Source organism: Klenkia terrae, from assembly GCF_037083865.1.
Taxonomy (GTDB): Bacteria; Actinomycetota; Actinomycetes; order Mycobacteriales; family Geodermatophilaceae; genus Klenkia; species Klenkia terrae.
The window spans coordinates 12901-34410 of sequence record NZ_JBAPLV010000027.1; the positions used below are offsets into that span (position 1 = coordinate 12901).

Sequence of the window (21510 nt, forward strand, 5' to 3'; positions counted from 1 at the left end):
GCCCGCCGACCCGAGACCGTGGCCGGCAGCCCCGCACCATCCCGCAGACCGAAGCAGGCCGACCGTGAAGCGCTCGTTCGTCGTCCTCGGTGGTTCCGGTGACCTCACCGGTCGGTTGCTGCTGCCCAGCCTGGCCGAGCTCTACCAGCGCGGCGTGCTCGACGAGGCCGTCGAGGTGCTCGCGGTCAGCCAGCAGGACTGGGACGACGAGGCCTACCGGGACTGGGCGCGGGAGCGGCTGACCGCGCACGCCCCCGACCTGGGTGCCGACGAGCGCGAGCGGGTGGTCGCCCAGCTCGGCCACGAGCACGGCGACGTCACCAGCCCCGACGACCTGCGCCGGGCGCTGGCCCGGGTGGACGGCGTCCCGGTGGTCTACCTGGCGCTGCCCAACACCGTCTTCCTGCCCACGCTCACCGCGCTGCGCGAGGTCGGGCTGCCCGAGGGCGCCCGGGTCGTGGTGGAGAAGCCGTTCGGCACCGGCATCGAGGACGCCCGGCAGCTCAACGAGGTGCTGCACGGCCTGGTCCCGGAGTCCGGCGTGTTCCGGATCGACCACTTCCTGGCCAAGCAGACCGTGCTCAACGTGCTGGGCCTGCGGTTCGCCAACCGGGTCTTCGAGCCCGTCTGGAACGCCCAGCACGTGGACTCCGTGGACATCGTGTTCGACGAGGACCTCGGGCTGGAGGGCCGGGCCGGCTACTACGACAAGGCCGGCGCCCTGCGCGACATGCTGCAGAACCACCTGCTGCAGCTGCTCGCCGTCGTCGCCATGGAGCCGCCGCAGTCGCTGGACGCCGCGACCCTGCAGGCCCGCAAGTCCGACGTGCTGCGCGCGGTGCAGGCCGACGTCGCGACCAGCGTCCGCGGCCGGTACACCGCCGGCACCATCGTGGGCCGCGAGCTGCCCGACTACGTCTCCGAGGACGGCGTCGACCCCGCCCGCGGCACCGAGACCTACGCCGAGTTCACCGTCACCGTCGACAACTGGCGGTGGAGCGGCGTCCCGTTCCGGCTGCGCACCGGCAAGGCGCTGGGCACCCGGCGCAAGGAGATCGTCGTCCGGTTCAAGCCGGTGCCGCACCTGGCCTTCGCCGACGAGCAGCCCGAGCCCGACGTGCTGCGGCTGCAGCTGTCCCCCGACGGCATCGCGCTGGAGATCAACCTCAACGGCGCCGGGGACCCGTTCGACCTGGAGCGCGAGGTGCTGCAGACGACCTCGCCGCCGCAGGACCTGCCGGCCTACGGCCTGCTGCTGAAGGAGATGCTGTCGGGCGACCCGACGCTGTCGATCTCGGACGTCGAGGCCGAGCAGGGCTGGCGGATCGTGCAGCCGGTGCTGGACGCCTGGGCCGCCGACGACATCCCGCTGGTCGACTACCCGGCCGGTTCGGACGGCCCGGCGTGAGCACCGCGGGACCGTTCGTCCCCGGCGAGCGCAACGTGCTGGGCGGGCCGCTGGAGCAGTGCGGCACCGACCCGGTGACCGGCTTCTACCGGGACGGGTACTGCTGCACCGGCCCCGAGGACATCGGCAGCCACACCGTCTGCACGGTGGTGTCGGCGGAGTTCCTGGCGATGCAGGCCGCCCTGGGCAACGACCTGGGCACCCCCCGCCCGGAGTACGGCTTCCCCGGGCTCACCCCCGGTGACCGGTGGTGCGTGGTGGCCGCCCGGTGGCGGCAGGCCGCGGAGGCCGGGTCGCCGGCAGGCGTGGTGCTGGCCGCGACCAACGCCCGCGCCCTGGAGGTCGTGCCGCTGGAGCTGCTGCGCGCGCACGCCGTCGACGTCCCCGACGACCTGTCGGGCTGGCCGGAACAGCCGCCGAGCCTCCCCGGTTCGGCCTGATCATGAGCGATCTCCTCTCCTCCCCCGTCCGCACGCTGCAGGGCGACCCGACGACGCTCGGCGAGCTCACCGGCGGACGACCCGCACTGGTGGTGAACGTGGCCAGCAAGTGCGGGCTGACGCCGCAGTACACCCAGCTCGAGGCGCTGCAGCAGGAGTACGCCGACCGCGGGTTCACCGTCGTCGGCGTGCCCTGCAACCAGTTCGCCGGGCAGGAGCCGGGGACGGCGGCCGAGATCGAGGAGTTCTGCTCGGCCACCTACGGCGTCACGTTCCCCATGACCGACAAGCTTTACGTCAACGGCCCGGACGCCGACCCGCTGTACCGGGCACTCACCGCCGTGCCGGACGCCACCGGCGAGGCCGGGCCGGTCGCGTGGAACTTCGAGAAGTTCCTGCTGTCGGCGTCCGGCGAGGTCGTCGGCCGGTTCCGGCCGCAGACCCAGCCGGACTCCCCCGAGGTGCGGACGGCGATCGAGGCGCAGCTGACGGTGTAAGTCTTTCCCCACCAGGACGGTTGCGCACCACCGGTCCGGGGCACCCACGGTGCGACGTGCTCCGTGACCGCGGAGCTGCACCCCACCGTGGAGGACATCGCATGATCCCGGCAGGCAACATCCGCGACTGGCGCGGCGAGAACGTCGTCGACCCCGAGGGCCACAAGATCGGCACCCTGGAGTCCATCTACGTCGACGTGGTCACCGACCAGCCCTCCTTCGTCGGGGTCGAGGTCGGCGGCCTGATCGGCGGCAAGAGCCTGGTGTTCGTCCCGCTCAAGGACGCGACCGTCGGGCCGCGCGAGGTCCGGGTGGCCTACCCGCGCGACCTGGCCAAGGCCGCCCCGAGCATCGACACCGACGGCGAACTCACCGCCGAGGAGGAGCCCAAGGTGTTCGCGCACTACCAGCTGCCCTACTCCACCGGCGTCAACGGCGAACGGCAGCTCGCCCGCCGCTGACGCCTCCTGGAGGGGTGGGCCCTGGGCTCACCCCTCCAGCGCAGCGGGGTCCATCCACACGGCTTCCCAGACGTTGCCCGACGGGTCGGCGAAGCTGGTGCCGTACATGAAGCCGTGGTCCTGCGGGTCGCTGAACGGGCGTCCTCCGTGCGCCAGGGCCTTGGCCAGCAGGTCGTCGCACTCCTCGCGGCTGGCCGCGGACAACGCGTTCATCACCGACACGTGCTGGGCGGGGTCGCCCGCGCTGGCCCCGGCCGGCAGGAACCCGGCGAACTTCTCCCGGGTCATCACCATCGCGGTGATGTTCTCCTCGATGACGAAGGACGCCGTCTCGTCGTCGGAGAACTGCAGGTTCTGCTGGAATCCCAGGCCCGCGTAGAACGCCTTGGCCGCCGCCACGTCGGCGACGGGCAGGTTCACGAAGATCATGCGCACGGTGTGCTCCCTCGGTCGGTTCGGGCCGGTCCTCCTGGCCCCGTCACCACCAAGACGACCACGGCGCCGAGAACTCATCGCCGCGGCTTGCGCGTCCCGGAACCGCGCTGTCGCGCACCCGCCACGCCGCTGCGCGCCCACGCCGCCCATCCCGCGCCGACCCCGGCCTGGCAGCGCACCCGCCCGAACACTGCGCGCCCATGCCGCCCACTGCAGCCGCGATGCCGCCTGCCCGCGCACCCGCCGCGTCGGTGCGCGCCCACGCCGCCACCGCACCGTGGCTGCGCAACGGCCGGCAGCAGCGGGCCGAGAGAGGCACCAGCGACACGCCACCGCCACGCATCCCAGCCATCCGCGGGTAGCTGGGCGTGATTGCTGTGCATTCGAGCTGCGGAATGCACAGCAACCACGCCGAGCCTCCGCCTCGCGCCGCCTCCGGCAACAGCTGGATGCCGCCGCTGCGATCAACCCCGCTGGGGGCAGGCGGGACGTGGTCGCCACCCATGTCGACCTCCCGGTGTCGAGCTGGGCGTGGTCGGTGCGCATTCCACCCGCCGAATGCCCAGCAACCACGCCGAGCTCCCATCCGCCGGCGGGGAGCGGGTCAGGTGAGGGGGTCGGACGTCGTCCCGTCGGTCGTGGTGCCGTCGGTGGTGGTGCCGTCCTGGTCGGGCGGGGTGCCCACCCGGCCGCCGTCGGGCGGGGTGCCCATCGGCCCACCGCCCCCGGGGAACTGCTGGTCGGTGGTCGTGGACGCCGTCTCCGGCGCCGTGGCACGACCGACGGCGAACCCGCCCCCGCCCACGGCGACCAGCCCGACGACCGCCGCCGCGACCAGCGCGACCCGCGCCCGTCCCGTCCGCCGCGCAGGCCGCCCACCCGCCTCGCCGGGCGCCTCGGTGGAGACGGTGGCCGGCCCCTCGACCGGGATGCCGGCGGGGACCTCAGGCGGCATCGCCGAGGGGTGCTGGTCGGGGCGGGGGTGCTGCGGGTCGGTCACGGTCTCTCCTGCGCTGGGGTCCGACGGGGTGTCGAGCCCCACCGTCGGACCCCGCGCTGTGCCGGTCGCCGGCCCCGGCTGAGCAGCCCCTGTGACGACCAGCAGGTCAGCCGATCCGCACCAGCTTCTTGTTCACGAACTCGTCCGCGGCCAGCAGCCCCATCTCGCGCGAGGTGCCGCTGCGCTTGATGCCGCCGAAGGGCAGCTCCGGGGAGTCGGCGAGGACCAGGTTGACGTAGACCATCCCGGCCTCGATCCGGTCGGCCACCCGCTCGCCCTGCGCCGGGTCGGTGGTGAACACGTAGGAACCCAGCCCGAAGCCGGTGTCGTTGGCCAGCTCAACGGCGGCGTCCTCGTCGGGCACCGAGTAGACGACGGCGACCGGGCCGAAGAACTCCTCGCCGTAGGCCGGGTTGTCCGGGGTGACGTCGGTGAGCACGGTCGGCTCGAAGAAGGCGCCGTCCCGCTTCCCGCCGGCGACCAGCGTGGCGCCGTGCGCGACCGCTCGCTGCACCTGGGCGTCGAGGGTCTCGGCGGCGCGCAGCGAGGACAGCGGACCCAGCTCGGTCTCGGCCTTCGTCGGGTCGGCCGGCACGATCGCGGTCATCTTGGCGGTGACGCCGGCCAGGAAGTCCTCGTACAGGTCGGCGTGCACCACGAACCGCTTGGCCGCGTTGCAGGACTGCCCGCTGTTGTCCATCCGCGCCTCGACGGCGGAGGAGACCGCGCCGTCCAGGTCGTCGGTGGACAGCAGGATGAACGGGTCGGACCCGCCCAGCTCCAGCGCGACCTTCTTCAGGTGCCGGCCGGCCACCTCGGCGACGGCGGTGCCGGCCCGCTCCGACCCGGTCAGCGACACCCCGGCCACCCGCGGGTCGCCGATGATCGTCGCGGCCTGGTCGTTGCTGGCGTAGACGTTGACGTAGGCGCCCTCGGGGAACCCGGCGTCGAGGAAGATCTGCTCGATCGCGGCGGCGGACTCAGGGCACTGCGGGGCGTGCTTGAGGATGATCGTGTTGCCGATCGCCAGGTTCGGTCCGGCGAACCGGGCGACCTGGTAGTACGGGAAGTTCCACGGCATGATCCCCAGCAGCGGCCCCAGCGAGGCCCGGCGGATGACCGCGGTGCCCTCGGAGCCCGCGACCAGGTCGATCGGCTGGTCGGCGGTGATCCGCTCGGCGTTGTCGGAGTAGTACTCGTAGATGTCCGCGGCGAAGTCCACCTCGCCCTCGGCGGCGGTGATCGTCTTGCCCATCTCCCGCACGATCAGGGCGGCCAGCTCATCGCGCCGCTCCCGGTGCAGCTCGGCGACCCGGCGGACCAGCGCCCCCCGCTCGGCGGCCGTCGAGCTGCGCGACCAGCCGCGGTGCGCCGACGTCGCGGCCGTGATCGCCTGCTCCACCTGCTCGTCGGTGGCGGTCGGGTAGCTGGCGACGGTCTCCCCCGTGGCGGGGTCGACGACGGCGTACTCGCTCATGGAGGGCTCCGATCAGAGGTTCGGGTCGACGGTATGGCAACACACCTCGACGCGGGTGGCAACAACGGATAGCGTCGCCGGGACGCCGCAGATCGACGGTTTCCGTCGCCGACCCAGGAGGACGTCGTGGCCCGCTACGGCCCGCAGTTCGGTCCGGACATCACGTTCCTGGGCGTGGACCGGTGCGACCACACCGACCCCGCGTCGATGGCCGGCGCCGACGTGGTCGTCCTCGGGGCGCCCTTCGACGGCGGGACGAGCCACCGGCCGGGCACCCGGTTCGGGCCGCAGGCGATCCGGATGACCGACTACCTGCCGCACGACGGCTCCCGGCCCAGCCTGGCGCTGCGCACCGACGGGCTGCGCGACCTGCGGGTGCTGGACGCCGGCGACGTGGAGATGTACTCCGGCGACATCGAGGTGGCGCTGCCCGCGCTGCGCGCCGCGGTCGCCGACGTCGTCCGGGCCGGGGCGATCCCGGTGGTCCTGGGCGGCGACCACTCCATCGCCTTCGCCGACGCCGGCGGGGTGGCCGACGTCCTCGGACAGGGCCGGGTCTCGATGATCCACTTCGACGCGCACGCCGACACCGGCGACATCGAGTTCGGCTCGCTGTGGGGCCACGGCCAGCCGATGCGCCGGCTGATCGAGTCCGGCGCGCTGCGCGGGGACCGCTTCCTGCAGGTCGGGCTGCGCGGCTACTGGCCGCCGCCGGAGACGCTGGACTGGATGACCCAGCAGCGCATGCGCTCCTACGAGATGACCGAGATCGGGCACCGCGGGCTCGCCGCCTGCCTGACCGAGGCGTTCACCATCGCCACCGACGACTGCGACGGGGTCTTCCTCTCCGTCGACATCGACGTCTGCGACCCCGGGCACGCACCGGGCACCGGCACCCCCGAGCCCGGCGGCTTGACCGCCCGCGAGCTGCTGGACGCCGTCCGCCGGATCTGCCTGGAGCTGCCGGTGGTCGGCATCGACGTCGTCGAGGTGTCCCCGCCCTACGACCACGCCGACATCACCGCCGCGCTGGCCAACCGGGTGGTGCTCGAGGCGCTGAGCGCGATCGCCCGCCGCCGCACCGGCGTCCCGTTCGACCCCTCCCTCCCGCTGCTCGACCAGAGGAACCTCCCGTGACCGCACACCCGCTCGATCCGTTGACCGCCGACGAGTTCCGCGCCGCGGCCGCCGTCCTGCGCCGGGAGAAGGGCGTGGGCGAGGGCTGGCGGTTCGCCGGCATCGAGCTGCGCGAGCCGGCCAAGGACGTCGTCCGCAGCTGGCAGCCCGGCGACCCGAACCCGCGCGCGGCCCGGGTCACCTGCTTCGACCGGGCGGCGAACGCGGCCTACACGGCGATCGTCTCGCTGACCGACGACGCCGTCCTGGAGTGGACGGCGGTCCCGGGCCAGCAGCCCAACATGACCGTCGACGAGTGGCACGAGGCGCACGTCGCGCTGATCGCCGACGAGCGGGTCATCGCCTCGCTGGCCGCCCGCGGCATCACCGACCTGGACCTGGTGCTGATCGACACCTGGGCCTACGGGCACTCACTGATCCCGCAGCAGTTCGCCGACCGCCGGGTGGGCTGGACCGACGTGTGGGTCCGCGAGACCCCGAACGGCAACCCCTACGCGCACCCGGTCAACGGGCTGCACCACGTGGTGGACCTCAACACCATGGAGCTCCTCGACATCGAGGACACCTTCTCCGTCGCCGCCCCGACCGGTGCGATGGGTGAGTACGTCCCGGCGCTGGTGCCCGGCCTGGTGCAGCGCGAGGACATCAAGGCCTTCGAGGTCACCCAGCCCGAGGGCGTCTCGTTCGCCCTGGAGGGCAACGAGCTGACCTGGCTGGGCTGGTCGATGCGGATCGGCTTCAACCACCGCGAGGGCCTGGTGCTGCACCGGGTCGGCATCGACGGCCGCTCGGTCGCCCACCGGATGAGCTTCGCCGAGATGGTCGTGCCCTACCGCGACCCCGGCGAGGACCACTACCGGCGCACCGCCTTCGACATCGGCGAGTGGGGCCTGGGCTTCATGACGACGTCGCTCGAGCTGGGCTGCGACTGCCTGGGCGAGATCACCTACGTCGACGCCGTGCTGCACGACAGCCACGCCGAGCCCTACGCGATCAAGAACGCGATCTGCATCCACGAGGAGGACGACGGCGTCCTGTGGAAGCACGTCGACGAGAACGCCGGCGCGGAGGTGCGCCGGTCCCGCCGGCTGGTGGTCAGCTTCCACGCGACCGTGGCCAACTACGAGTACCTCGTCTACTGGCGCTTCTACCAGGACGGCCAGATCGAGTGCGAGGTCCGGGCGACCGGGATCATGGTGACCTCGACGTTCGAGGGCACCCCGCCGCCGCACGGCACCGTGGTCGACGACCACACCACCGCGCCGATCCACCAGCACTTCATCGTGGCGCGGCTGGACATGGAGGTGGACACCCCGGACAACACCGTCGTCCAGGTGCACACCGAGGCGCCGCCGACCGGACCGGGCAACCCCTACGGCATGGCGCTGGTCTCCCGGTCGACGCCGGTCACCACCGAGGGCGGCTACGACCTCGACTGGGCCTCGCAGCGCGGCTACAAGGTCACCTCGACGTCCCGGCGGAACGCCTGGGGCGCCCCGACCAGCTACAAGCTGGTGCCGACCGCGGCGATCCCGGCGCTGGCCGGGCCCGGGTCACCGCTCATGCAGCGGGCCGGGGTGGTCGCGCACCCGGTGTGGGTGACCCCGTTCGACGCCGCGGAGCGCTGGCCCTCCGGGGAGTTCTGCAACCAGAGCTCGCAGGACGCCGGGCTGCCCGAGTGGACGAAGGCCGGCCGCTCCACCGAGGCCACCGACGTCGTCCTGTGGCACGTGTTCGGCCTGCACCACGTGCCGCGGGTCGAGGACTGGCCGGTCATGCCGGTGGACATCGTGCGGTTCGAGCTCAAGCCCACCGGCTTCTTCGACCGCAACCCGACTCTCGACGTGCCGCCCTCGAAGGGCTCGCACTGCCACTGAGGTCACCCGCGGCTGGCCGCCGCCAGGTCGAGGGCGGCCAGCGCCAGCACGTCGGCGGCGGCGTGGTCGGCGGTGACCGGGTGCGTCCCGGTCACCACCGGCAGGTCCAGCACGGCGCGCAGGCGGGCCGCGGCGGCGGCGAGGGGCTCGTCGGTGACCACGGCGAACTCGGCCCGGCCGCAGCGGGCCAGCCACTCGCCGTCGACCAGGGCGCCGGACAGCGCGGCGGTGACGTCGAGCAGCAGCGCGGCGCCCAGCGGGACGAGCGCGGGGGACGGCAACCCCACCAGCACGACACCGGCGACGGCGGGCCCGCCCGCGGCGGGACGGCGCAGCGCCAGGACGTCGAGCAGCGCGGCCCGGCCGGGCAGCAGGGTGATGGCGTCGAGCTCCGGCGGGGCGGAGCGCTGCAGCAGCGTGGTCACGCCTCCGTCGTCGGCAGGTGCCGGTCGGAGCTGTAGCGCCGGGGTCAGCCGGTGGGGGTGCCGGGTGAGGTGACCGGGCGGAAGGCGCCGGTCGACGGGCCGGGCCACAGCGCCTCGAGGACCTCGACGGTCTCGTCGCGCGCCGAGGACGCCGCCCCCACGGTGCGGTACCGGGTGGGCGGGATGCCGTCGACCATGTCGTCGAGCACGTCGGCCACCACGACGGTGACGTTGTCGGAGGCCGGGGCGGCCAGGGCGGCGCCCAGCAGGGTGGCCGCGGCCTGGTCGGGGTTCTCCGCGACGGCCAGCAGCTCGGCCATCACCTGCGGCGGGAGCGCGCCGGACAGCCCGTCGGAGCAGACCAGCAGCCGGTCGCCGGGCTGCAGGTCGACCGAGAGCACCTCGAGGCCCTCGACGTCGTCGGTGCCGCCGTGCAGCGCCGCGTAGACCGCCGAGCGCTGCGGGTGCACCAGCGCCTCGGCCTCGGTGATCGAGCCGGCGTCGATGAGGGCCTGCACCAGGGTGTGGTCGCGGGTCAGCTGCACCAGCTCGGGCGCCCGCCAGCGGTAGGCCCGGGAGTCGCCGATGTGCACCAGCACGGCGGCGTCGCCGACCACGCCGATCGCCGACAGCGTGGTGGCCATCCCCTCCAGCCGGGGCCGGTGGCCCACGGCGGTGCGGATCCGCTCGTTGCAGGCGGAGACCAGGTCGGCCAGGCCTCCGTCGGGCAGGTCGGCCTCGAGCTCGCGGCCCATCGGGGCCAGCCAGCCGATGACCAGCGAGGAGGCCACGGCACCGCCCACGTTGCCGCCGACGCCGTCGGCGACGGCGACCAGCGAGGGCGACACCAGACCCGAGTCCTGGTTGTCCGGACGGGGCCCGGTGTGCGAGCGCGCGGCAGCGTGCAACGACAGCGCCACACCCACCCCCGTTCCTCGCCTCGACCCGGTCCCGCGCAAGTAGACCAGCCGTGGGCCGCCGTCGCCCGCGCGATCGACGCGGCCCGACCCGCACGGGGGATCAGGGAGCCGGGCTCAGCGCCCAGAGCACCTCGGCCGGTTCGGCGTCCGAGCCGTTGCGCCAGGTGTGCGGCGTCCGACCGGGGAAGGTCAGCGCGTCCCCCGGCTGCAGCGCGATCACCTCGTCGGCCAGGACGACGTCCAGCGACCCGGCCACCACGTAGACGAACTCCACCGCCGACCGCAGCGTGTAGAGGTCCGCCCCACCGGTGCCGCCGGGCTCGAGCCGGGAGTGGATGACCTGCAGCTCCCGCTGGGTGCCCGGGGTGAGCAGCGTCTCGTGCACCCGCTGCCCGCCGAACGCGATCGGCGGGCCGGTGCCGGCGCGCACCAGCTGGGTGGACGGCGGGTCGAACAGCTCACCCATGCCCAGGCCGAGCACCCCGGCCACGGCGACCAGCGAGGCCACCGACGGCGACACCTCGTCGCGCTCGAGCCGGCTGATGAACCCCTTGGTCAGCTCGGTCGCGGAGGCGACCTGGTCCAGGGTCAGCCCGCGGGCCTGCCGGGCGGCCCGCAGCCGGGCGCCGATCCGGGCCTCGGGCGGGGTCGGTCGGGTCACGGCTGGACCTGCATCGCCACCGCGCGCACCGGGGCGCCGTCGGCGCCGGTCAGCCGCAGCGGCAGCAGGGAGACGAACGGGTCGGCGAAGTCGACGGCGGCCAGGTTGGTCAGGTTCTCGCAGATCACCCCGTCGACGGCGGCGACCAGGTGGTGCACCGGGTAGCCCTCGCCCGGGTCGTCGTCGGTGGGCGTGAGGTCGATGTTCGGGGCGTCCAGCCCGATCGTGCGCACCCCGGCGGCCAGCAGCCGGCGGCAGGCGTCGGCGTCCAGGAACGGGTGGTCGAAGTAGGCCGGCGTGCCGTAGTGCGCCGACCAGCCGGTGTGCAGCAGCACGATGGAGCCCGCGGAGATGCGGTCGTCGGCCACGTCGTCCCAGGTCAGCCGGCTGCGCGGCGCCCGGCCGCGGACGTCGACCACGACCGCCGGCCCGGTCAGCCGGGTGAGGTCGAGCTCGTCAACGCGCAGGCCGTCGGGGGCGAAGTGGAACGGGGCGTCGACGTGCGTGCCGGTCTGCGAGCCCATGCGCACGGCCTGCACGTTGTAGCCGTCGGCGGCCACCGTGGTGTGCGGCTGCGAGGCGAACACCGGGTCCCCCGGGAACACCTGCGTGCCCGTGTCGACCGGGACGGACAGGTCGACCAGCCGTGTGACGCGCACGTGTCCTCGTTTCGTCCCGGTGAACTTTCGTTGCCTTATGAGCAACAGGAGCCTTACGGTACCGGCCGGTGGCCCCCGTCACCCCCGACCGAGGAGAGCCGCGATGGCCCCCAGCGCAGACCCGACCCGGCGCCCCCGCGCGCTGGAGGTCGAGCAGCACGGCATCGACACCATCCCCGACGCCGAACGCACGTCCCGGCCGCTGGACCTGCTGCGCATCCAGTTCGGCGGTGCCAACACCTTCGCGACCATCATCCTGGGCACCTTCCCGATCCTGCTCGGGCTGTCGCTGGGCCAGGCGGTGCTCGCCACGGTGGTCGGCGTCGTCCTCGGCGGGCTGGTGCTCTCCCCGATGGGCCTGTTCGGCCCCAAGACCGGGACGAACAACGCGGTGTCGTCCTCGGCGCACTTCGGCGTCCGCGGTCGGATCCTGGGGTCGTTCCTGTCCCTGCTGACCGCGATCGCGTTCTACTCGATCTCGGTCTGGGTCTCCGGCGACGCCCTGGTCGCCGCGGGCAACCGGCTCTTCGGCCTGCCCGACGGCGACCTGACCCGCGCGCTGGTCTACGCCGTGCTGGGCGCGCTGGTGATCGTCGTCGTGGTCTACGGCTACCAGTTCATGCTGCTGGTCAACAAGGTCGTGGTGGTCGGCAACACGGTGCTGATCCTGCTGGGGATCGTGGCCTACGCGAACGTCTTCGACCTGTCCTACGACCCGGGCCCGGACGCCTACGCGCTGGGCTCCTTCGCCCCCACGTTCGTGCTCTCGGTGCTGATCGTGATGGGCAACCCGGTCTCCTTCGGCGCCTTCCTCGGCGACTGGTCGCGCTACATCCCGGCCGACACCTCCCGCCGGTCGCTGCTGTCGGCGACGGTGGTGGCCCAGCTGGCCACGCTGGTCCCGTTCCTGTTCGGCGTGGGGACGGCGACGCTGGTCGCCGGTGAGGTCGACTACGTGTTCGCGCTGGTCCAGGCCTCGCCGCTCTGGTACGCCCTGCTGCTGATGGTGGTCGCCGTCCTGGGCGGGCTGTCCACCGGCGTCACCTCGCTGTACGGCACCGGGTTGGACTTCTCCTCGGTGCTGCCGCGGCTGTCCCGGGTGCGCGCCTCGCTGGTCATCGGTGCGCTGAGCTTCGTGTTCATCGTGGTCGGCCGGCTGGCCTTCGACCTGGTCGGCAGCGTGAACGCCTTCATCGGCGCGATCGTCATCTGCACCACGCCGTGGATGGTGATCATGACGCTGGGCTACGTCGTCCGGCGCGGGTACTACGACCCGGCCGCCGTCCAGGTGTTCAACCAGGGCCGCGAGGGCGGCGTCTACTGGTTCTCCGGCGGGGTGAACTGGCGCGGGATGGTGGCCTGGATCCCCTCGGCGGTGATCGGGCTGCTCTTCGCCAACTACCCGCCGCTGATCGTCGGGCCGTTCACCAACGCCTTCGGCGGGGTCGACGTCAGCCTGCCGGTGGCGCTGCTGCTCGCCGCCGTCCTCTACCTGGGGTCGCTCTTCCTCTTCCCCGAGCCGCGCTACGTCTTCGGGCCGCAGGGTCCCCGCTGGGTGCCCAGCGCGGCGGGCGAGGCGCCGCCGATCACCGACCCGGTCCGCCGGCCCGGCGCGGACCTGCCGGCATGACCGCGCTCGACGCGCTCGACGCGCTGGTCGCGGCGTTCGCCTCCTCCGACGAGGACGCCTACTTCGCCTGCCTGCACCCCGAGGCCACCTTCGTGCTGCCCGGCAGTCCCCGGTTCGGCTCCCGCGAGGAGTACCGGGACGCCTGGCGCACCTGGGTCGCCGAGGACGGCTTCCGGGTGCTGGCCTGCACCTCGACCGACCAGCAGCTGCAGTGGGTCGGGGAGACTGCGCTGGTCACCCACCACGTGACGACGACCGTGGCCACCCACGAGGGCGAGGCCACCACGCAGGAGCGGGAGACCGTCGTCCTCGTCCGGGACGGCGCGGGCTGGCTCGTCGTCCACGAACACCTCTCACCGTCTGGAGACACCCCGTGAGCACCCCGATCGGCCCCGTCGACGCCACGAAGGTCCCCCGCTACGGCGGCCCAGCCACCTTCGCCCGGCTGCCCCGGCTGGACGAGGTCTCCCGGGCCGACGTCGCCGTCGTCGGCATCCCGTTCGACTCCGGCGTCAGCTACCGGCCGGGCGCGCGCTTCGGCCCGGGCCACGTGCGGGCCGGGTCCAAGCTGCTGCGCCCGTACAACCCGGCGCTGGACGCGATGCCGTTCGGCACCCAGCAGGTGGCCGACGCCGGTGACCTCGGGGTGAACCCGTTCGACATCGAGGAGGCCATCGGCACCATCGACGCCGGGATCAGCGCGCTGCGGGCCGACGGCGCCCAGGTGCTGACCCTCGGCGGGGACCACACGGTGGCGCTGCCGATCCTGCGCTCGGTGGCCCGCGACCACGGCCCGGTCGCCGTCCTGCACTTCGACGCGCACCTGGACACCTGGGACACCTACTTCGGCGCCCCGTACACGCACGGCACCCCGTTCCGCCGGGCCAGCGAGGAGGGGCTGATCGACCTGGAGCGGTCGATGCACGTGGGCATCCGCGGCCCGCTGTACTCCAAGCAGGACCTGGAGGACGACGCCGTGCTCGGCTTCCAGGTGGTGCGCAGCGACGACTACGAGGTCGACGGCGTGGCCAGCGTCGTGGAGCGGATGCGCCGCCGGCTCGGCGACGGCCCGGTCTACGTGTCGGTGGACATCGACGTGCTGGACCCGGCGCACGCCCCGGGCACCGGCACCCCCGAGGCGGGCGGGCTGACCAGCCGCGAGCTGCTCAACACCCTGCGCGGCCTGGTCGGCCTGGACGTCGTCGGCGCCGACGTGGTCGAGGTGTCCCCCGCCTACGACCACGCCGAGCTGACCGCGATCGCCGCCAGCCACGTCGCCTACGAGCTGCTCAGCGTCCTGGCCCTGAACCGCGCTGGGTGATCGCGGCGGGGGTGTCCGCGGATTCCTGGGGGTGTGCGGCCATCGCTGCGCCCGGCCACCCCCAGGGATTCGCGGACACCCCACCCGGCGACCGCACCTAGACGCCGAGGCCGCCGACCAAGGCGCCGATCGCGAAGGTCACCGCCATCGCGATCGCGCCGCCGGCGACCAGCCGGACGACGGCCCGGGCCACCGGCGACCCGCCCAGCCGCGCGCTCACCGCACCGGTCAGCGCCAGGGCCAGCAGCACCACGAGGAAGGTCACCGGCACCCGGGCGCCGGGCGGGGGCAGCAGGATCGCGGCCAGCGGGAGCAGCGAGCCGACGGTGAAGGCCACGGCGGAGGCACCCGCGGCGTGCCAGGGATTGGTGAGCTCGTCGGGGTCGATGCCCAGCTCGGCCTCGACGTGCGCGGCGAACGCGTCCTTGGCGGTCAGCTCCTCGGCGACCGTGCGGGCGGTCTGCGGCGACAGGCCCTTGGACTCGTAGATCGCGGCCAGCTCGGCGAGCTCCTGCTCGGGCATCTCGACCAGCTCGCGGCGCTCCTTGTCCAGCAGCGCCTGCTCGCTGTCGCGCTGGCTGCTCACCGACACGTACTCGCCCAGCGCCATCGAGACCGCCCCGGCGACCAGGCCGGCGACACCGGCGGTGAGGACCGGGGCGTGCGCCGTCGTCGCACCGGCCACGCCGACGACCAGGCCGGCGGTGGACACGATGCCGTCGTTCGCGCCGAGGACGCCGGCGCGCAGCCAGTTGAGCCGGGTGCCGAGGGCGCCGGCGTGCGGCTCCCCGGTGTGGGTGACGGGCAGATCGGTGCTCACGGCGCGACGGTAGGGCTCCCCGGCACCGCGTGCCAGGAAGGTCAGGCTCGGCTGCGTGCCCTCAGTCACCGTCCGCCGACGCGGTGTCGGACCAGGTGGCCTCGGCGCCGGAGTGCCCGATGCGGACGACCTGCTGGGTCACCCCGACGACGGCGACCACGGCGAGCACCGCAGCGAGGACGCCGACCAGCCGCGGCCCGGCCGGACGACGGCCCAGCACGTAGACGGCGACCGCCATGACGAAGAGCCCGACCATCCACGGCAGCAGCCCGTCGGCGAGGCGGGAGTGCGCCTCGATCAGCTCGCTGCGGCCCAGCGCGTGCTCCAGGTTCTCCCCGCTCTCCGTCGACAGCGGCACCAGCACCACCCCGACGAGGGCGACCAGCGGCGTGACGATGCCCAGCCGGCGGCGGGCGGCCGGCCAGAGCGCGTGCAGCAGCACGAGGAGGGCGCCCAGCGGGACCAGCACCACCGTGGCGTGCACGATCAACGGGTGCGCGGGCAGGCCGAACAGGGTCTCGGGCACAGGGTCCTCCGTGGGGGGGTGGTGACTGGCGCCCATCAACCCATGCGCACGTGTGCGCAGCCTGTGGCTCAGACCGCCGGTCCGGGGTCGGCGCGGCGGGTGCCCCAGGCGTAGGTCTGCTTGCGCAGCCCCAGGTAGAGGAAGGTCTCGGTCGAGGTGACGCCGTCGACGGCACGGATCCGGCTGACGGTGTCCAGCAGCTGGGTGTCGTCGGTGCAGACCACCTCGACCAGCAGGTCCAGCGACCCTGCGGAGATGACCACGTAGTCGACCTCGTCGAACCCGGCGACCACATCGGCGACCAGCCGCGAGTCGCCCTCGGTGCGGATGCCCACCATCGCCTGCCGCGGGAAGCCGACCTGCCGCGGGTCGGTCACCGCGACGATCTGCATGACGCCGGAGTCCTGCAGGCGCTGCACCCGCTGCCGGACGGCGGCCTCGCTGAGCCCGACCGCCTCGGCGATCCGGGCGTAGGGACGACGTCCGTCCTGCTGCAGCTGCTCGATGATGGCGCGCGAGGTGTCGTCCAACGCCATCGGCGGACGCTCCGACATCACGGCCTCCCCCACGGATCCCGTCGTGCACGGGTCCTCCGACGACGGGAACAGTAGCGACCCGACCCTCGACCGCGCATGCCTCTGCTCAGTCGCGCCGGATCGCCCGGCCGCGCACCCGCCGCTCGAACCGGTCGATCCGGCCGCCCAGCGGCCGGCCCAGGTAGCGGCCCAGCACGACGCCCGCGGCCAGGGCCAGCCCCACCGCGGCGGCGCCCACCAGGCGGGCGGTCCCGCCGGGCACGTCGCCGTCGACCACCACGGCGAACAGGCCGCGGTAGATGGCCAGACCCGGCAGCAGCGGCACGATGCCGCACACCGCGACGAGCAGCGCGGGCACTCCGAGCCGGTCGCCCAGGGCCTCGCCGGAGAAGCCCACCACGACCGCGGCGGCAGCAGCGGCCACCGCGGGGCCGGCACCGACCAGGCCGGCGGCGCTGGAGGTCGCCCACGCCGCTGCGCCGGCCAGCACCGCGACCGCGATGGCCCGCGGCCGGGCGAACGACGCCAGCGCCCACGACCCGCCCATCGCGGCCGCGGCGGTCAGCGACACGACGAAGGGGACGGCGACCGTGGCCGGGTCGATCACCCGCAGCGGCACCTCGAACCGCTGGGCGACGTCCAGAACAGCGGCGATGCCGACGACGATGCCGGTGGTCAGCGTGACCACCTCGAACGCCCGGGCCGCGGCGGTCACCGGGAAGCCGCTGATCGCGTCCTCCGCGGCGCCCACCAGGGACAACCCGGCCAGCAGCACCACGATTCCGGCGGCGACCACCAGCGACGCCCGGACGTCGATCCCGGCCACCACCAGCAGCACCGCCGTCCCGGTGGCGATCGCGGCGCCGGCGGCCTGCTGGAAGAAGACCGGCAGCCCGCGCCGGTTCAGCGCCCGGATGGTGCGCTCGACGACCGCCGTGGTCACCGCCGCGACGAGGGCGACCAGCCAGTCGCCGCCGAGCAGGAAGGCCACGCACGCGGCCACGCCGGACCAGCCCAGTGCGTGGATCTGCCGGCGGTAGGGGTTCGGGGCGGCCAGCACGTCGTCCAGCCGGCGGTGGGCCTCCTCCAGCGGCAGACCCCCGGTGGTGACCTGGGTGGCGAGCTCGGCGATGCCCCGCAGCCGGGTGTAGTCCACGCCGCGGGGCCGGACGATCCGCATGAGCACCAGTGGCGGGACGTCGTCGGGGTCGTAGCCGATGGTCAGCGACGTGAAGGTCATGTCCACCTGGCAGTCGGTGAGCCCGTAGGCCGCCGCCACCCGAAGGACGCCGGCGGTCACGTCGGCCGCCGAGGCGCCCACGGCCATCATCGACTCGCCGATCCGCAGGGCCAGCGACAGCGCCGACCGCGCGGTCTCGACGTCGACCCCGCTGGGTCGGGCGCGCAGCGCCAGCGGCTCGGTGGGCGGGCCGGTGCCGGACACCGCCCGGCGGGCCGCGTCGGGCAGCCGCCCCCAACGAGGCCGGGGGACGGCGGGCCGATCGGTCACCCTCCGGAGGCTACGGACACCTGTGCGTCAGCCGGACAGGGCGAGGGTGCTGCGGGCCTGGCGGGCGACGGCCTCGTCGAGCATCCGGCCGTCGGCCCCGATCGCCACCCCGGGGGACGCCGCCAGGCGGGTCAGCACGTCGCGGGCCTCGGCGACCTCCTCGGGCGTGGGCCGGCACACCCGCTCCACCACCTCGACCTGCGCCGGGTGGATGCACGCCCGGCCGCGGAAGCCCATCGCCAGCAGCGCCCGGGTCTGCGCCTCGAAGGCGGCCAGGTCGCGGAACTCGGTGGACACCGCGGCCGGCGGCGGCGCGATGCCGGCAGCGGCCGAGGCGAGCACGACGGTGCTGCGGGCCAGCAGCAGCTCGGCGCCGTCCGGGCCGGGGGTGACGCCGAGGTCGGCGGCCAGGTCGACCTCGCCGAGCTGCAGGCAGCGCACCCGCGGCCCACCGGCCAGCACGGGGGCGGCCAGCACGCCGGCGGCGCTCTCCACCAGCGGGCTGACCCCGATGCCGCCCGGGGAGCGGCCGGTGGCCTCCTCGGCGGACAGCAGTTGGCTGTGCACCCGCTCCAGCAGCTCCCGGGACGCCGCCTTCGGCAGCACGACGCCGGTCAGCCAGGGCGCCCGGGCCACGGCGTCGACGTCGTCCCGACCCCGCTCGCCGGTGTTGACCCGTACCCACACCTGGGCCGCCGGCCGCTCCCCGAGCAGGGTGAGGACGGCGGCCCGGGCGGCGTCCTTGCCGGCCGGCGGGACGGCATCCTCCAGGTCGAGGACGACGGCCCCGGCCCCGGTGGCGACCGCCTTGGCGAACCGGTCGGGCCGGTCGCCGGGCACGTAGAGCCAGCTGCGGACGGTCACCCGACGACCGTCGTGCCCGCGACCAGCGACTTGGCGATGACGGTGCGCAGCACGTCGTTGGTGCCCTCGCCGATCGCCATCAGCGGGGCGTCGCGGTAGAGCCGCTCGACGACGAACTCGGTGGAGTAGCCGTAGCCGCCGTGGATCCGCATGGCTTCCAGGGACAGCGCCAGCGCGGTCTCCGAGGCGAACACCTTGGCCATGCCGGACTCCGCGTCCACCCGCTGGCCGGCGTCGGCCTTGGAGGCGGCCCAGTAGGTGAGGAGCCGGGCGGCCTGCAGCTGGGTGGCCATCTCGGCCAGCTTGAGCGCGATGGCCTGGAACTCCGCGATCGGGTGCCCGAACGCCTCCCGCTCGCCCGCGTACTTCAGCGCCGCGTCGTAGGCGGCCTGGGCGACGCCGACGCTGCGGCCGGCGATGTTGAGCCGGCCGATCTCCAGGCCGGACAGGGCCTGCTTCATGCCCAGGCCCTCGACGCCGCCGAGCAGGTCGGTGGCCGGCACCCGGACGTCGACCAGCGAGATCTCGCAGGACTCGGTGCCCTTGTAGCCGAGCTTGCCCAGGTCCCGGCTGACCTCGAAGCCCGGGGACGACGTGTCCACCAGCAGCAGCGACATGCCGCGGTGCCGGGGCTCGGCCTTCGGGTCGGTCTTCACCAGCACCGGCAGCACGTTCGCGTGCCGGGCGTTGGTGATCCAGGTCTTGGTGCCGTTGACGACGTAGGTGTCGCCGTCCAGCACCGCCGTCGTGGCGATGCCCTGCAGGTCGGTGCCCGCGCCGGGCTCGGTGAGGCCGACGCCGGTGCGCCACTCGCCGGTGGCCAGCTTGGGCAGGAAGCGCTGCTTCTGCTCCTCGGTCCCGTGCTTGGCGATCATCCAGGCCGAGAGCCCGTGGCTGCCGAGGATGCCGGCGATGCCCATCCAGCCGCGGCTGATCTCCTCGTAGACGAGGGTGAAGCTGACCATGTCCAGCGCCAGGCCGCCGAACTCCTCGGGCGTGGTCAGGCCGAACAGGCCCATCGCCTTCAGGTGGTCGACGATCTCGGTCGGGTAGCGGCCGGTGCGCTCCCACTCCGAGGCCACCGGCACGATCTCGCGGTCGACGAAGCGGCGCAGCGCCTGCTGGAAGTCGCGCTGCTCCTCGTTGAGGGTGAAGTCCACGTCAGTGCTCCTGGTGTCCGAAGGCGCCGGCGGCGGCCAGTGCGGCGACCTTCTCGGGTGGGTAGCCGAGCAGGTCGGTGATCGCATCCTGGTGCTCGTTGCGGTGCGGGGCGCGGCGGTGCTCGGTGGGCTGGTCGCCGAAGCGGACCGGGCTGCCCACCTGCCGCACGGTGCCCCAGTGCGGGTGCTCGGTCTCCAGCAGCAGCCCCCGGGCGGCGGCCTGCGGGTCGGCCAGCGCCTGGACCACGTCGTTGATCGGGGACGACGGCACCCCCGCGGCCTGCAGCAACGCCATCCAGTGCGCCACCGTGTCGGCGGCGAACACCGTCTTGAGCTGGGGCAACAGCTCGGCGCGGTGCACGTCGCGGAGCTGGAAGGTGGCGAACCGGTCGTCGTCCCCCAGGTCGGGCCGTTCGAGGACGGCGACCAGCCGCTGCCAGAACTTCTCCTTGGCGCAGCCGACGACCAGCCAGCCGTCGGCGGCCTGGAACGCCTGGAACGGGACCAGCGAGGGGTGCGCGGAGTCGACGGTGCGGACCGGTTCATACCCCGCCGTCATCGCCCAGGTGGCCGGGTAGGTCAGCAGCGACATGGCGGTGTCGTAGAGGGAGACGTCGCAGTCCCCGCCGACGCCGTCCCGCCGCGCGGCGTGCAGCCCGGCCATCAGCGACAGCGCGGCGACGAAACCGCTGGAGAAGTCCACCAGCGACAGCCCGGTCTTGGTCGGCGGGCCGTCGGGGTCGCCGGTCAGGCTCATCCAGCCGGCGATGCCCTGCAGCACGTAGTCGTAGCCGGGCTCGGCCGCGCGCGGGCCGGTCATGCCGAAGCCGGTCAGGCTGCAGCAGACGACGGCCGGGTTGAGGTGGGCGAGATCGGCGTACCGGATGCCGATCTTGGCCGGGACGTCGCCGCGCAGGTTGGACCAGACGGCGTCGCTGGTGCGCACCAGGTCCTCGAACACCGCGCGCCCGGCCGGCGTGGAGATGTCCAGGGACAGGCTCTGCTTGTTGCGGTTGAAGGTCTCGAAGAACAGCGACTCCTCGCCGTGCACGTACGGCGGGACGTAGCGGCCGATGTCCCCGCCGGTGCGCGGGTCCTCGATCTTGATGACCTGGGCGCCGAGGTCGGCCAGGTGCACGCTGCCGAACGGGCCGGCGCCGTACTGCTCCAGGGCGATGATCCGCACGTCCTCCAGCGGCCTCATGCGGTCAGCGGCCCGGTCTTGGCCTCCGGGAAGTGGCCCTGCCCGATGCCGGACTCCCTCGTGGCGACCATGACCGAGCGCTTGAACGAGATGCACTCGTCGCCCTCGGAGGTCAGCCCGCGGGTCACCATCGACACGATGCCCGCGTAGGGCCGGGACTTCGACGCCCGCAGGCCGGTGCACAGGCTCTCCGCGTAGAGGGTGTCGCCGACGTAGACCGGGTGGGTCAGCCGGACGTCGGTCATCTCCAGGTTCGCCACCGCGTTCTGGCTCATGTCCAGCACGCTCAGGCCCAGCGTCAGGGCGATGGTCAGCCCCGAGTTCACGATGACGCGGCCGCCGGTGATGGGGTTCTGCGCGGCGAGGTGCGCGTTCACGTGCTGCTGGTTGGTGTTCATCGTCAGCATGGTCAGCCAGGTGTTGTCGGCCTCGGAGATCGTGCGGCCGAGCGGGTGCTGGTAGACGTCGCCCACGACGTAGTCCTCGAAGTACCGACCCAGGACGGCTGGGTGTGTGGTCATGGAGACCTCCCTCGACAGCCG

24 protein-coding genes are annotated in these 21510 nt (G+C 73.6%); 9 read left to right on the forward strand and 15 right to left on the reverse strand.

The annotated features are described in order from the left end of the window. Positions 1 to 64: 64 nt before the first annotated feature. The 4 genes from UXQ13_RS19495 (at position 65) to UXQ13_RS19510 (ending at position 2806) form a co-directional block, all read left to right on the forward strand. On the forward strand, positions 65 to 1408 hold the full coding sequence (locus tag UXQ13_RS19495; protein ID WP_225233357.1) for a glucose-6-phosphate dehydrogenase: 1344 nt from the start codon (positions 65 to 67) through the stop codon (positions 1406 to 1408). Next, the gene (locus UXQ13_RS19500) at positions 1405 to 1848 is read left to right on the forward strand and encodes a DUF2237 family protein (protein ID WP_225233358.1); all 444 of its coding nucleotides are present in this window, start codon (positions 1405 to 1407) and stop codon (positions 1846 to 1848) included. Before UXQ13_RS19495 ends, UXQ13_RS19500 begins: the two co-directional genes overlap by 4 nt. Positions 1849 to 1850: 2 nt before the next feature. Continuing rightward, entirely contained in the window at positions 1851 to 2345 is a 495-nt protein-coding gene (locus tag UXQ13_RS19505; protein WP_336392788.1) for a glutathione peroxidase, read from the forward strand. Between the two features lie 101 nt (positions 2346 to 2446). Next, positions 2447 to 2806, forward strand: a complete 360-nt coding sequence (locus UXQ13_RS19510; protein WP_225233360.1) for a PRC-barrel domain-containing protein — start codon at positions 2447 to 2449, stop codon at positions 2804 to 2806. Between the two features lie 27 nt (positions 2807 to 2833). On the opposite strand, the gene UXQ13_RS19515 is transcribed toward UXQ13_RS19510, so the two are convergent. The 3 genes from UXQ13_RS19515 to UXQ13_RS19525 form a co-directional block, all read right to left on the reverse strand. After that, complete coding sequence (locus tag UXQ13_RS19515) at positions 2834 to 3235, reverse strand: VOC family protein (protein WP_336392818.1); 402 nt, start codon at positions 3233 to 3235, stop codon at positions 2834 to 2836. Between the two features lie 610 nt (positions 3236 to 3845). Further along, complete coding sequence (locus UXQ13_RS19520; RefSeq protein WP_336392789.1) at positions 3846 to 4241, reverse strand: hypothetical protein; 396 nt, start codon at positions 4239 to 4241, stop codon at positions 3846 to 3848. Positions 4242 to 4347: 106 nt separating this feature from the next. Next, positions 4348 to 5718: an NAD-dependent succinate-semialdehyde dehydrogenase gene (locus UXQ13_RS19525; RefSeq protein ID WP_336392790.1), complete on the reverse strand. Its 1371-nt coding sequence runs from the start codon at positions 5716 to 5718 to the stop codon at positions 4348 to 4350. 126 nt (positions 5719 to 5844) lie between these two features. Between UXQ13_RS19525 and speB (UXQ13_RS19530) the strand changes: the two genes are divergently transcribed. Then, positions 5845 to 6855 carry an agmatinase gene (gene speB, locus UXQ13_RS19530; protein WP_336392791.1) on the forward strand — a complete coding sequence of 337 codons (1011 nt, stop codon included), beginning with the start codon at positions 5845 to 5847 and terminating at the stop codon, positions 6853 to 6855. Continuing rightward, positions 6852 to 8732, forward strand: a complete 1881-nt coding sequence (locus tag UXQ13_RS19535) for a primary-amine oxidase (RefSeq protein ID WP_336392792.1) — start codon at positions 6852 to 6854, stop codon at positions 8730 to 8732. The genes speB (UXQ13_RS19530) and UXQ13_RS19535 overlap by 4 nt, the downstream gene beginning before the upstream one ends. Positions 8733 to 8734: 2 nt before the next feature. Here UXQ13_RS19535 and UXQ13_RS19540 read toward each other — a convergent pair whose 3' ends face one another. The 4 genes from UXQ13_RS19540 to UXQ13_RS19555 form a co-directional block, all read right to left on the reverse strand. Beyond that, complete coding sequence (locus UXQ13_RS19540; RefSeq protein WP_336392793.1) at positions 8735 to 9157, reverse strand: hypothetical protein; 423 nt, start codon at positions 9155 to 9157, stop codon at positions 8735 to 8737. Between the two features lie 44 nt (positions 9158 to 9201). After that, complete coding sequence (locus UXQ13_RS19545) at positions 9202 to 10005, reverse strand: PP2C family protein-serine/threonine phosphatase (protein ID WP_472975161.1); 804 nt, start codon at positions 10003 to 10005, stop codon at positions 9202 to 9204. 172 nt (positions 10006 to 10177) lie between these two features. Then, on the reverse strand, positions 10178 to 10738 hold the full coding sequence (locus tag UXQ13_RS19550) for a helix-turn-helix domain-containing protein (RefSeq protein WP_336392794.1): 561 nt from the start codon (positions 10736 to 10738) through the stop codon (positions 10178 to 10180). Beyond that, entirely contained in the window at positions 10735 to 11397 is a 663-nt protein-coding gene (locus tag UXQ13_RS19555) for a cyclase family protein (RefSeq protein WP_336392795.1), read from the reverse strand. Before UXQ13_RS19555 ends, UXQ13_RS19550 begins: the two co-directional genes overlap by 4 nt. A 103-nt stretch (positions 11398 to 11500) precedes the next feature. Between UXQ13_RS19555 and UXQ13_RS19560 the strand changes: the two genes are divergently transcribed. The 3 genes from UXQ13_RS19560 to speB (UXQ13_RS19570) are packed head-to-tail and all read left to right on the forward strand — an operon-like array spanning position 11501 to position 14348. After that, the gene (locus tag UXQ13_RS19560) at positions 11501 to 13027 is read left to right on the forward strand and encodes a purine-cytosine permease family protein (RefSeq protein WP_336392796.1); all 1527 of its coding nucleotides are present in this window, start codon (positions 11501 to 11503) and stop codon (positions 13025 to 13027) included. Continuing rightward, on the forward strand, positions 13024 to 13404 hold the full coding sequence (locus UXQ13_RS19565) for a YybH family protein (RefSeq protein ID WP_336392797.1): 381 nt from the start codon (positions 13024 to 13026) through the stop codon (positions 13402 to 13404). Before UXQ13_RS19560 ends, UXQ13_RS19565 begins: the two co-directional genes overlap by 4 nt. After that, positions 13401 to 14348 (forward strand): agmatinase, encoded by a 948-nt coding sequence (gene speB / locus UXQ13_RS19570; protein ID WP_336392798.1) that lies wholly within the window; start codon positions 13401 to 13403, stop codon positions 14346 to 14348. Before UXQ13_RS19565 ends, speB (UXQ13_RS19570) begins: the two co-directional genes overlap by 4 nt. A gap of 97 nt (positions 14349 to 14445) precedes the next feature. Here speB (UXQ13_RS19570) and UXQ13_RS19575 read toward each other — a convergent pair whose 3' ends face one another. The 8 genes from UXQ13_RS19575 to UXQ13_RS19610 form a co-directional block, all read right to left on the reverse strand. Next, a complete protein-coding gene (locus UXQ13_RS19575; RefSeq protein ID WP_336392799.1) occupies positions 14446 to 15168 on the reverse strand; it encodes a VIT1/CCC1 transporter family protein in 723 nt (240 codons plus the stop codon). Between the two features lie 61 nt (positions 15169 to 15229). Next, a complete protein-coding gene (locus UXQ13_RS19580) occupies positions 15230 to 15694 on the reverse strand; it encodes a DUF2231 domain-containing protein (RefSeq protein ID WP_225233372.1) in 465 nt (154 codons plus the stop codon). 68 nt (positions 15695 to 15762) lie between these two features. Beyond that, positions 15763 to 16230 carry an Lrp/AsnC family transcriptional regulator gene (locus tag UXQ13_RS19585; RefSeq protein WP_336392800.1) on the reverse strand — a complete coding sequence of 156 codons (468 nt, stop codon included), beginning with the start codon at positions 16228 to 16230 and terminating at the stop codon, positions 15763 to 15765. Positions 16231 to 16336: 106 nt separating this feature from the next. Then, positions 16337 to 17740, reverse strand: coding sequence for a threonine/serine exporter family protein (locus UXQ13_RS19590; RefSeq protein WP_336392801.1), 1404 nt, complete (start codon positions 17738 to 17740; stop codon positions 16337 to 16339). Positions 17741 to 17767: 27 nt separating this feature from the next. Beyond that, positions 17768 to 18604 carry an HpcH/HpaI aldolase/citrate lyase family protein gene (locus UXQ13_RS19595; RefSeq protein ID WP_336392802.1) on the reverse strand — a complete coding sequence of 279 codons (837 nt, stop codon included), beginning with the start codon at positions 18602 to 18604 and terminating at the stop codon, positions 17768 to 17770. Then, positions 18601 to 19764, reverse strand: coding sequence for an acyl-CoA dehydrogenase family protein (locus UXQ13_RS19600; protein ID WP_225233376.1), 1164 nt, complete (start codon positions 19762 to 19764; stop codon positions 18601 to 18603). The genes UXQ13_RS19595 and UXQ13_RS19600 overlap by 4 nt, the downstream gene beginning before the upstream one ends. A gap of 1 nt (position 19765) precedes the next feature. Continuing rightward, positions 19766 to 20968 carry a CaiB/BaiF CoA transferase family protein gene (locus UXQ13_RS19605; RefSeq protein ID WP_336392803.1) on the reverse strand — a complete coding sequence of 401 codons (1203 nt, stop codon included), beginning with the start codon at positions 20966 to 20968 and terminating at the stop codon, positions 19766 to 19768. Then, entirely contained in the window at positions 20965 to 21489 is a 525-nt protein-coding gene (locus tag UXQ13_RS19610) for a MaoC family dehydratase (RefSeq protein WP_225233378.1), read from the reverse strand. The genes UXQ13_RS19605 and UXQ13_RS19610 overlap by 4 nt, the downstream gene beginning before the upstream one ends. Between the last annotated feature and the right edge of the window lie 21 nt (positions 21490 to 21510).